Source organism: Bacillus sp. ISL-51, assembly GCF_018613535.1.
Lineage (GTDB): Bacteria > Bacillota > Bacilli > Bacillales > Bacillaceae > Bacillus.
Window position 1 is genome coordinate 196,739 of record NZ_JAGGQB010000004.1, and the last position, 11,341, is coordinate 208,079.

8 protein-coding genes are annotated in these 11,341 nt (G+C 49.3%); 3 read left to right on the forward strand and 5 right to left on the reverse strand.

What is annotated here, in order from left to right; genetic code table 11:
* The first annotated feature begins 96 nt into the window (after window positions 1-96).
* Window positions 97-771 (forward strand): 4'-phosphopantetheinyl transferase family protein, encoded by a 675-nt coding sequence (locus J7E26_RS04745; protein ID WP_214801876.1) that lies wholly within the window; start codon window positions 97-99, stop codon window positions 769-771.
* Here J7E26_RS04745 and J7E26_RS04750 read toward each other — a convergent pair.
* Window positions 766-2,076, reverse strand: a complete 1,311-nt coding sequence (locus tag J7E26_RS04750; RefSeq protein WP_214801879.1) for an aminotransferase-like domain-containing protein — start codon at window positions 2,074-2,076, stop codon at window positions 766-768. The genes J7E26_RS04745 and J7E26_RS04750 overlap by 6 nt on opposite strands.
* 118 nt (window positions 2,077-2,194) lie before the next feature.
* Here J7E26_RS04750 and J7E26_RS04755 point away from each other — a divergent pair, with 118 nt between their 5' ends.
* Window positions 2,195-3,157 (forward strand): DMT family transporter, encoded by a 963-nt coding sequence (locus J7E26_RS04755; protein ID WP_214801882.1) that lies wholly within the window; start codon window positions 2,195-2,197, stop codon window positions 3,155-3,157.
* On the forward strand, window positions 3,154-3,693 hold the full coding sequence (locus tag J7E26_RS04760; RefSeq protein ID WP_214801885.1) for a YcxB family protein: 540 nt from the start codon (window positions 3,154-3,156) through the stop codon (window positions 3,691-3,693). Before J7E26_RS04755 ends, J7E26_RS04760 begins: the two co-directional genes overlap by 4 nt.
* A gap of 33 nt (window positions 3,694-3,726) precedes the next feature.
* Here the strand turns inward: J7E26_RS04760 and J7E26_RS04765 are convergent, their stop codons facing one another.
* The 4 genes from J7E26_RS04765 to J7E26_RS04780 form a co-directional block, all read right to left on the reverse strand.
* The gene (locus tag J7E26_RS04765; protein ID WP_214801888.1) at window positions 3,727-5,037 is read right to left on the reverse strand and encodes an aminotransferase class I/II-fold pyridoxal phosphate-dependent enzyme; all 1,311 of its coding nucleotides are present in this window, start codon (window positions 5,035-5,037) and stop codon (window positions 3,727-3,729) included.
* 120 nt (window positions 5,038-5,157) lie between these two features.
* A complete protein-coding gene (srfAD, locus tag J7E26_RS04770; RefSeq protein WP_214801891.1) occupies window positions 5,158-5,889 on the reverse strand; it encodes a thioesterase II family protein in 732 nt (243 codons plus the stop codon).
* Between the two features lie 18 nt (window positions 5,890-5,907).
* A complete protein-coding gene (locus J7E26_RS04775; RefSeq protein ID WP_214801895.1) occupies window positions 5,908-9,747 on the reverse strand; it encodes a non-ribosomal peptide synthetase in 3,840 nt (1,279 codons plus the stop codon).
* A 33-nt stretch (window positions 9,748-9,780) separates the two neighbouring features.
* Window positions 9,781-11,341: condensation domain-containing protein (locus J7E26_RS04780; RefSeq protein WP_251039246.1), on the reverse strand; the 1,561-nt coding region annotated here is incomplete at its 5' end.

Here is an 11,341-nt window from a genome sequence, read left to right on the forward strand (position 1 = left end):
AGCCGTTTTAAGGTTTTGTTTTTTTTATTGTCGGACAGCGTGCGCCTGATATGATAGGATGGTTTTGACAATATTTGCAGACGGAGGATGTTGGACATGAAGATTTACGGAGTATATATGGATCGGCCGCTTTCAGCTGAGGAGACGGAACGGATGATGTCGGTTGTAGCCGCTGAAAAAAGGGAAAAATGCCGCCGTTTTTACCATGAAGAGGATGCCCACCGCACCTTGATCGGCGACGTGCTCGTCCGCACCGTCATCGGCCATGCAAACGGACTTGATCCGGCCGCTGTCACATTCAGCGTCCAAGAGTACGGAAAGCCGTACATCCCTTCGCTTCCAGCTGTTCACTTTAACATTTCCCACTCCGGGCGCTGGATCGTATGTGCCTTTGATTCAGCACCGATCGGCATTGATATAGAGAAATTGAAGCCCGGCACGATTGATATCGCCAAACGGTTTTTTTCACAAACAGAATACAATGACCTGCAAGCCAAGCATCCTGATGAGCAGACCGATTATTTTTATCACCTGTGGTCGATGAAAGAAAGCTTTATCAAACAAGCCGGCAAAGGGCTTTCTCTGCCGCTCGATTCGTTCAGCGTCCGCCTGCAAGAGGACGGGCAGGTGTCAATTGAACTTCCCGATGGACACGAACCGTGTTTCATCCGCACATATGATGTGGATGCCGGCTACAAGATGGCCGTTTGCGCGGCACAGCCTGATTTTAGTGAGGGGATTGAGCTGAAGACGTATGAAGAGCTGTTATAAGCAATCCGTCAGCATTTTGATGCCTCGCATAATATCCCCTGTCTTGACGTTGGACACGTTGAGTTTGATGATATTTTCTTTCTGAAAATCCGATAGGTAATGGCTGTCAATCGGCTCCAGCAGCACGCCTTGTGCTTTCAGACGCTGCACAACTCTTGAAGCGGGAAGGCTTTTCTCCAGCACGAGATGGGTATGGATCGACGTTTGCTTTACAGAAAAACCGCCGTACTCCTGCAGCGCGTTTTGGAGCAGCTCGGAACGCTCTCTGTAAGAGGCCCGGATTTTTTCTTTATGCCTTTTGAACATGCCGCTTTTGATATACACTTCAAGGGCCGCTTGGGATATCATCGAACAGTCGATGTCGCTCAGCTTTTTATACGTATGGAAAACCGGGGCCAGCGAATCCGGGAGCACAGCCGCTCCAACACGCAGCCCCGGAAAAATCATTTTCGAAAAGCTTTTCAAATAAATCACGCGGGAAGACAGATCATAGGCATACAGCGGATCTGCCTTCTGATTGTCCTCTAAGTCCCCTAAGAAATCATCCTCAACCAAATAAACGTCATACGCCTCGGCTAATCGGACAAGCTCTCGTTTTTGCCATTCTGTCAGAGAGCTTCCAAGCGGATTTTGAAATCGGGGCATCGTGTAAAAAAACTTAATTTCCTCCGTCTGAAACAGCCGCTCGACTTCCGCCATATCAAGCCCCTCAGCCGTCCGTTTAATGCCGCAGGCGGGAAGGCGCAGCGCTTCAAGCTGCTCCACCATCAGATGATAGCCCGGCTGTTCGATTAAAATCTTCTCTTTTCCGTTCGGAAACGGCATCAGAGACAGCAGGGATAACGCCTGCTGCACACCTGAGGTGATAAAAATGTTCCGCTCTTTTGCAAATACCTGATAATCGGATAACAGCGTCTGAAGCACCCGGATTAAAGACGGAAGCCCCTGCGGCGTGCCGTAAATGAACAAATCATTTTTATACATATCAATGGCTTTGTTAATGCAGTGCTGAAAGTCGCGGTACGGAAAAATATCAGGGTCCGGCGCCGAGGCGGCAAAATCAATGATACCTGTTTGTTCTCGCTCCTGCTTTTTGTCATTTTTAATAAGATAGTAGCCGCTTTTCGGCACGGCATAAATAATGTGCCGTTTTTCAAGCTCCTGAAGCGCACGGATGACGGTGCTTTTACTGACGTGAAAACGCTCGGCCAGCTGCCTGATGGAAGGCAGCCGCGCCCCTTCCTGAAAAGTGCCGCCTTCAATGAGACTCTCCACTTCTATGATCACGTTCATATATTTTTCCATGCTGAACCTCCATCTGTACCGGTACAGTTTATCATTATTCTCATTGTACTGCTTCTTCCCTCCCCATACAATAAAAGGGAGCGGCCGGCGCTCGATTTCATTAAAGGAGTTCGTGAAGATGATTAATCAAAACCGTTTGGCTGCTGCTTACCTCGCTGCCATTTTAAATGCGCTGATTATCGGTTTTTCCTTTTTATTTGTCAAGATTGCGCTTCAATCCGCCAATCCGTTTGATATATTGGCTCATCGGTTCACAGCGGCCTTCATCTGTGCAATGCTTCCTGTTTTATTCGGCTGGATCAAACTGTCCGTCAGCTGGAAGAATGTGCTGGCGATCTTGCCTTTGGCCCTTTTATATCCGGCTTTGTTTTTCAGTTTTCAGGCGTTCGGCCTTTTGTATTCTTCATCATCGGAAGCCGGTATCATTCAAGCCGCCATCCCGATTTTTACGATGCTGTTTTCGTCTTACTTTTTAAAGGAACGTCCGACATGGGCGCAAAAGGGATTCACGTGCCTGTCAGTGGCCGGGGTGGTGTTTATTTTCACAATGAAAGGGGTGTCCGCGGAATCGGCGAGTTTTAAAGGTGCTTTCCTGATCCTGTTGTCCGCGCTGTCCTCCGCCCTTTACAATACGGCAGCGAGACGCATGACCCAGCGTTTTTCATTGGGTGAGCTGACCTGGTGCATGTCTGCGATCGGCTTTGCTTCCTTCAACGGCATCGCTCTCTTCCGGCACGGAGCGGAAGGAACGATCGGGCAGTATTTTCTGCCATTCCGCGATCCCGGTTTTATCGCAGCGATTCTGTATTTAGGCATTTTGTCTTCTCTCATTACATCATTGATGTCAAACTACGCGCTGTCCAGGATTGAAGCGTTTAAGATGAGCGCCTTTAACAATTTGTCCGTCATCGTGACGATGCTTGCGGGTGTCCTCGTTCTCCATGAGTCACTCCGCTGGTATCATACCGCCGGCGCCGTCTGTATCGTCATCGGAGTCTTGGGAAGCAATGCTTCAGGACGGCGGAAAAAAAGCATATTACGACATAGGGAAAAAATGAAAGGAAACGAAGACGGAATATGATCAACACACGAAATGAAAATGTCTATCTCGCGGGCTGCTTAACATTTGCCGATGTCAGAAAACACTTTGCTTATCATCAAGGAAAATCCGCGGCTGTCTGTTTTTTGATTATGCTGCTGGCTTCTGCCATCTGTTTTGAAATGAACGGCCCGGTTACAGGCGGCACATGGGGCGTCAGAGCTTTCCTGAATTTCCTTGCAGCTGTGATTCTCTCTTTGGTATTCACGGTGATCGCAGCGGCAATCTCATTCTTCAGTCTTTACAGAACATACAAAACGAATCAGCGGCTGAAATCTGCCAAAAGTATTACAATTAATCAGCTCGGAATCAGCCAAAAACAAAAAAACGCAAGCATTCTTTTTGAATGGGATGAACAGCTCTCGGCTAGGGAGCACAAAGATATGTTTCGATTACAAACATCGGGTTGCGGAACACTTCTGCTGCCGAAACGACTTTTCTATTCGCAAAAAGATATCGCCGTTTTCAGGCAAATGCTCCGGGAGAATGTGAGTGGGAAAGTAAATGTAACAGAATAAAAGACAAAAAGGAGGGTGCCCCCCTCCTTTTTGTCAGCCCAATATCTTCGCAGCTGACTGGAGCTGCTTTGCTTCTTGATAAATTTCTTCAAACAGATCGGCGATATGTTCTTCCTCTACGCAGGAAAACGCGATTCGCAAATCCGTTTCATTGATTGAAATCGTCCCAATACCGCGATGGTCAAGTAACGAAACCCGCAGGTCGTTGGCGTTTATGCCTTTTAGCCGCACGCACATGAAATAGCCGGAGTTAAACGGATAAGGCGTCCACACAGCTTCATAATGCTTGTTTTCTGACAGCACGGCCTTCACCTTATCAGCCCGCTTTTTCATAATGTCATATTTCAGCAGTCTTTCTTTCTCATATTCCGGGGACTGCATCGCTCTCAGCATAAAGGTCTGGGACGGGTGCGGAGCGCTTGAAATCGTTCCCCTGATAATGCCTTTTGTTTTTTCCTCCAGCACTTGCAGCGCTTTCGGGCTTCTTGCGCTGTAGGTAATAAATCCGACACGGAAGCCCCACGCGTAATTTTCCTTTGTCGCGCCGTCTATTTTCACGCAAAGCACCCGGTCGTGCACTTGAGCGAGCTTGCTGAAGATAGATTCCTGGATTGCGGTTTCATCATAAAACAGATTGTAATACGCATCATCCACAAGCACGACAATCTCTTTGCCGGACTCCGCCGCGTCCAGAATGACGCTGACGATTTCGGCAGCTTCCTCTTCCCCCGGCGTATAGCCTGTCGGATTATTCGGGAAATTCAACACCACAATCGCCTTTTCTTCCTGCTTGCGCAACAGCTCGGACAGACCCGCCGCATTAAAACGCCCTTCTTGATTAAAAAGCGGATACGTCTGGATGGACGCCTTGCGTCTGACGCCGAAAATAAAGTTGTAATTTCCCCAATACTTATCAGGCAGAAGCAGCGTATCTCCTTCATTGACGAATAAGTCGGCTGCAATGCTCAGCCCATGGGTCAAAGCGTTTGTCACAATCGGCGTGCTGATGTTCTTCCCGGCTAACGAAGGATTTTCGCGGCGCATTTTTTTCAGCCATTCCTGTCTGAGCGGCTCTTTGCCCGCCGGAGGCGCATAATCGTATAGATCGTCAGGGTGATAGGCCGACAGCGTCTCTTGAATATGGTTAAAGTGCATCGACTCACCGTGTAAAGTGGCGATTCCGATCGTGGCATTATACTTGCCCGCCTTGGCTTTCGCCTCCGCTGATTGCGTCAGCACCCCCTTCGGATAAAATAATTCTTTTCCTAAATCAGAAAGCAAATGAAGCACGTGAGGGTTTTCTTCAGCTAATGTTCGGTTCAGCTCTTTGGCTGCATCATTCATGTACGACAATCCCTTCGTTTATATTCCTTCAAATCATAACATAAAATTTTTGATAAATGAGAAAACTCTCGGGAAGATCTTGTTACAAAAAAACAGACAGCGAATGCTGTCTGTCAAATGTTATAACAACTGACCGGCGGTGCTTTTATTGATAATCTCATAAATGCGCTCCGCCACTTTTTCGGTCTCAGACAGGATAAACATATGGCCGTCGGAGAACTCATGGAACACGGGAGATGCCGTCCATTGCTTCCACCCTTCCGCGTCTCTGATGCATTTATGATCTTTCCGTCCGTTAAAGATATGGACGGGTGATTGGATTTTTGTTCCGTCAGACGGCCGGAACCTTTCAAGCGCCCGGTAATCGGACCTGAAGGAAGGGAGGAAAAAGGACATAACCTCCTTGTTTTCTACTAACTCCTGCGGCATACCGCCAAGCTCGATAATATGGTCAAGAAATTTTTCATCATCAAGATGGGATACCTTTTTCCTTTCAATATGCGGCGGCTGGATGGCTGAGATAATTACAGCCTGCGGATAAATGCCCTCCCGCTCCAATTTTTGCGCCAGCCTGAAGGCAACCATGCCGCCCATGCTGTGCCCGAACAGCACAAACGGGCGGTCGGGACGGAGATTCAATTCCTGCTTGTACATGTTTACAAGCTGTTCGAAATCCTCAATGGCGGACATTTGATTTGTTCCGTGTCCCGGCGGTTCCGCGGCAAGCATCTCACACTCTCCCTGAAGGTAGGCGTGGAGCGGGCGGAATGAGGCGGAATAGCCTCCCGCGAACGGAAAACAGATAAGCTGCGTTTTTTCTGTCGTATCGAACGATTTAAAGAGCTGGACCACTGGCGGCTTCCTCCTTTTCTAGCGTGAAGTTGACAGCTTCAGATTTTCTTTCTTAAGGAATTCGAGCAATCGTGCCGCATTCCTTTCTAGATTTTCTCCCTGAAGCATTTCTGCGTGAGTGCCATAGCCTTTTTTCACACAATATTCACCTGCTGTGGCGTCTTCCCACGAAGCCAGCCACGGCGGCATGGTAAAGTCCGGTTCTGATGTTAAGAGATCAATATCCGCACGCACCCGGCCGCTGCTTACGGCATGCACGAAATATGAATAAAAAGCTTTTGTTTTCCGTTCGAGGCCTTCTTTAACGGCTTCGTTATTCAAAGCTTCATTGTCTCTGTTCACCTTCATCAGTGCTTCAGCGTCACTTTCCACTGTGCGTCCTTCGAGATCGCTGATTCCTTGTTTTTTATAGGAATCAATCATGATCACCCGGGCCACGTCACGCCCTTCTGCTTCAAGCTGTTTGGCTGTTTCAAAGGCGAGCGTGCAGCCGGCCGAGTAGCCTAACAGTGTAACAGGGCCTTTCGGCTGAAGCTGATTGATCAGCTCGGCATAGCGTTCTATTCGGCCGTCTTCTTCAATAAAATCAAACGCGCATATTCTATAGCCGGGCAGCTGCTTTGCCAGCGGCTGGTACATAAGCCCGTATCCCAGCACAGGCGGAAAAGCAAACAGTGTGTCAGACTGATTTTTGTTCATCACCGTGACGTCCTTCATGCCCTTTTCTTCGCCGTTGAGCAGATAGTCAGCAATGCCCGCTATCGTCGGCGCTTCAAATAGAAGCTTCACCGGAATGTCGGCTCCGAGCTCTTTTTTTATACGGGATGCGGCTGTCATTGCTTTTAATGAATGGCCTCCGAGCGCAAAGAAATCATCATGAATCCCGATTTTCGATGTGCCGAGAACGTCGGCCCAAATACGGGATACCGTTTCTTCCGTCTCGTTTCGCGGCCCTGTCCATTCCTGGCCGGCCCGCTGTTTCGGTTCTGCTTTCGGAAGGAGTCGCTTGTTCACCTTGCCGTTTGGTGTGAGCGGCAGCTGCTCAAGGCAGGTGAACGATTGCGGCACCATGTAAGCCGGAAGCTGTTTGTTCAAAAAGGCTTCAAGCCCGTTTGTCTCAATCTCGTGATCGCATACGAGGTATGCCGAAATAGAAGCATCACCCGTTTCGCTGCGATCCACGACAACAACGGCTTCTTTGACACCTTTGTACTCCTGAATCTGCTTTTCAATTTCTTCAAGTTCAATGCGGTGGCCGCGGATTTTGACTTGGTCGTCAATACGGCCCGAAAACTCAATCGTTCCGTCCGGCAGCCAGCGCGCCAAGTCGCCTGTGCGGTACAAACGCTCCCCGGCTTTGAACGGATTCTGAATGAATTTTTGCTTCGTCAGCTCTTCACGGTTGAGATAGCCGTTTGACACGCCCATTCCGGTCAAGACTAATTCACCAACCGCACCAAACGGCTGAAGCTGCCCGGTTTCAGTCAAAATATAGGCACCCGTCTCATTCAGCGGCTTGCCGATCGGGATGGCGGACATGGAGTCAGGGACCTCATTGATTGTATGCGCCGTCGCAAACACCGTCACTTCGGTCGGGCCGTAAACGTGAATCAGCTTGCCGGGGCCCATTTTGCGCAGGGCTTTTCTGACATGCGCTGCGGATGCGCGCTCCCCGCCGAATAATACGTGCCGAAGCCCTTTCATCCACTCGTCTCCCGCGTCTGTCAGCACATTAAACAGGGCTGTTGTGACAAACATGACGGTAATGCCTTCCCGCCTGATCAGCTCCGTCAGCTTTTCCGTATTCAAAATCGTCTCTTTGTCAGCAATAACGAGCCTCGCACCGTTTAAGAGCGAAGCGTAAAAATCGAAGGTGAACCCGTCAAAAGCGTAATTCGAAAGGGACAGCACCGTATCCTTTTCCGTTATGGCGACATAGTTTGTCTTCTTTGCGATTCGTTGAATATTGGCATGTGTAGTGATATTGCCTTTCGGTTTGCCCGTTGTCCCTGACGTGTACATGATATAGGCCGGATCGTCCGCCCCGCCGGCTGCTTCCGGTTCATCCGAAGGTGCGTCCAGACGGCTTTCATCGTCAATACAGAGCAGGCTCCCCGAATACGGCAGCTGCTTGGCTTCCGCGTACAGCGCCTTGTGAGTCACGAGGCATCCGGCTTTGCTGTCTTCGAGCATGTACGCGATCCGGTCTTCGGGGTATTCCGGGTCAATCGGCAGGTACGCCGCTCCCGCTTTTAAAATGCCGAGAATCCCGGCGGCCAGCTCAGGAGAACGTTTTGTAAACAGAGCGGCTACTGATCCTTTTCCGATTCCTTGATATCTTAAACGGTGTGCGATGCGGTTTGATTCCGCCTGTAATTCCCGATAGGTCAGCGTCGATTCGCCCGCGGTCACAGCCGGCGCATCCGGATTTGATTCAGCGGCTTTTCGGAACCATTCCGTCAGCTTTTCAGCCTCGGCTGACAGCCGTGAAGGATTTAATTCTGCCACGAGGCGTTCCCGCTCCGCTTCATCAATGATGTTCACTGTGTGAAGAGGCGCATCCGGATGCTGCACGATATGGGCAATTGCCGTCAGCAATTGCGATTTCAGCCTTCCGATAAAAGCCTCCTCAAAAACACTTTCGTTATAAGCGAGCTTAATCAGCATTTGTTCACCCGGCGATGCCATCACATTGAGATCGTAATTCGATTTTTCAAATACGTGGACATCCTCCATTTCGAAACCGTTTTGCTGTCCCTCTTTGCTTTCAGCGTCCTGAAGCGGATAGTTTTCAAACACGATGATATGGTCAATGAGCTTCTGCTGCGCAGCCTGGCTTTGTATGTCGTAGAGCGGCACATACTGATGCGGCTCTGACGCTAACGATTGTTCCTGAAGCTCGCTTAACAAGTCTTTGAACGTCGTGTTTTCAGCAAGCTTGACCCGCTTCGGCACCACATTGATAAACAGTCCGACCATATGCTCGACGCCTTTAATATCCGCCGGCCGGCCTGAAACGACCGTTCCGAAAATCAAATCATCTGAGCGCTGATAGCGGCTTAATAAAAGGCTCCAGACGGCTTGGAGCGCCGTGCTGAGAGTCGTATGCTGTGATTTTGCCAGCTCCGCAAACGCTTTTGTTTCTGCTTCGGGCAGGGAAAAAAGCAGCTCCTTCGGCTGATAGGGGGCTTTCTTCTTGTTTCTTTGCTCGGCAAATGTCGTTTGCCCCTCAAAACCCGCCAAGTAATCGCCCCAATAGTTGAGCGACGCTTGTTTGTCCTGTTTTTCCAGCCATTGAATATATTCTTTATACGGCTTTACTGGCTTTAAGCTGTACGGCTTATTCTCCCGCAGAGCGTTGTATACGTGAAACAACTCTTGAACGACGACGCCGAAGCACCAGCCGTCCAGCAAAATGTGATGATAGCTCCATATCCATTCGTAGCGTTTTTCCGCCTTTTTAAAAACGGCGGCACGCATCGGAATGTCACGGGTAAGCTGAAACCCTTTCACCTTATCTTTCTCTTTGTAGTCATTGATGGCGGATGCCTGTTCGCTTTCAGACAGATGTGTCAGATCGATTTCATCAATGCGGAAGGTTCTTTTCTTCAGAACGACTTGAACCGGCCGTTTGACTTTTTCATGGATGAACACGGTACGAAAAATATCGTACCGGTCCACGATGACATTCATGCTTTCTTCAAGCTGTCTGACAGAAAAATCACCTTTTACTTTCATCGTCATTTGTTCAATGTAAAAGCTTTGGCCGGGATTCAGGAGAGTATGAAACAGCATCCCCTCCTGCATCGGCGACAGGTAATACATGTCCTGGACTTGATCTTTGCTAAATTGGCTCATATGCTCCGCTCCCCCCTTCTGTTATCTGTTTCATCACGTTAAGTTCTCTTCAAGCATGTCGAAGATGTCTCCCATTTCGTCCATCTCAAGGTCTTGGGCGCTGAAATCGCTCGGGGTAAATTCTTTATCTTCTTTTGCCGTGCAGTGGCGTATGATCATCAAAAGATTTTCTTTAAACCGTTCCATCTGCGTTTCTACGGTGCTTCTTTCATATTCATCCTCATTATAGGAGCAAGAAATGACAAACCGGCCGCCCGTGATCATACCGCTGAAACTCAGTGCGTATAAGGCCTCCGATTCTTCACTGACTTGACGCCCCATATCGTATGCAGACGGCTCGAATAACTCGGTTTTCACTTCACTGTCAAACTGCCCTAAGTAGTTGAAGCTGATGTCAGGAGTGAACCCTTTTGCCGTTTCAGCGTTTGACAGATAGCGGAGGATGCCGTAGCCGACGCCCTTGTCAGGAACACGCCGCACTGTCTCTTTTACCGTTTTAATGACTGAGGATACCCCGTCCTCTTTGTTGATCTGAAGAATCAGAGGATACTGCGCCGTAAACCAGCCGACCGTCCGGGATATATTCACATTCGGTATGATTTCTTCACGGCCGTGCCCCTCTAAATTGATCCCGATTTTGCCGTTATCCGTCCATTCACCGATCGTCAAGCCGAGAGCGCTGAGCAGAATATCATTGATTTCCGTTCCGTACGGACGGTGAACATCCGTCAGAAGTTGTGCTGTCTCTTCTTCTGTCAATTCGCATTTTACGGATGCCGTATGTTTGACGAGACGCCTATTCGGCTCGCGGTCTTTCGGTATCGGAGACAATTGTTCTGCGTCAGCTTGCGCCCAATAATCCGCCTGCTTCATCAGCTGTTTTGATTGGGCAAATGTTTTCAGCGCCTCCGCCCAATCTTTAAAGGAATGCGTTTTTTGCGGGAATACGATGCGGTTTTGCTGCTGCGCCTGTTTATATCCCGCAGCGAAATCCTCCAGCAGAATTCTCCAGGAAACCCCGTCAACGATAAGATGGTGAACCGCAATGAGAAGATGATCGCCTTGTTCTGTCCGGTATTGCTCTGCCTTCAAAAGAGGTCCGTTTTCAAGGTTCAGACTGCCTTGAAGCCGCTCGGCAAGGCGCTGGATTTGATTTTTCAGCATCTTTTCGTCTGATCCGTACAAGTCGACAATGTCAAAGCATGTTTTGCACTCGTTCACAGGCAGATACGTCTGAACAATTTCTCCCTGTTCTTCACGGTAGACCATACGAAGCGCGTCATGATGCTCAATTAAAGCCTGTAATGTCTTTTCAACCAAAACTGGATCAAAGCCTTCTGCCGCATGAAGCATGACGGACTGGTTCCAGTGGTGCTTGTTCGTAAAGTCTTTCTCAAAGAACCAGCGCTGGATCGGCGTTAATTCCGCCTCGCCTTCGACCGGTCCCTGGTCGGCCTGTTTGCCTTCCGTCCGCTCCACATAGGAGACCAGCTCTTCGATCGTCGGATGCTGGAAGAGGTCTTTCATTTCCAGCTTGAAGCCGTGCTGATTCAGACGGCTCGCCATTTGAATGCCTTTGATGGAGTCGCCTCCG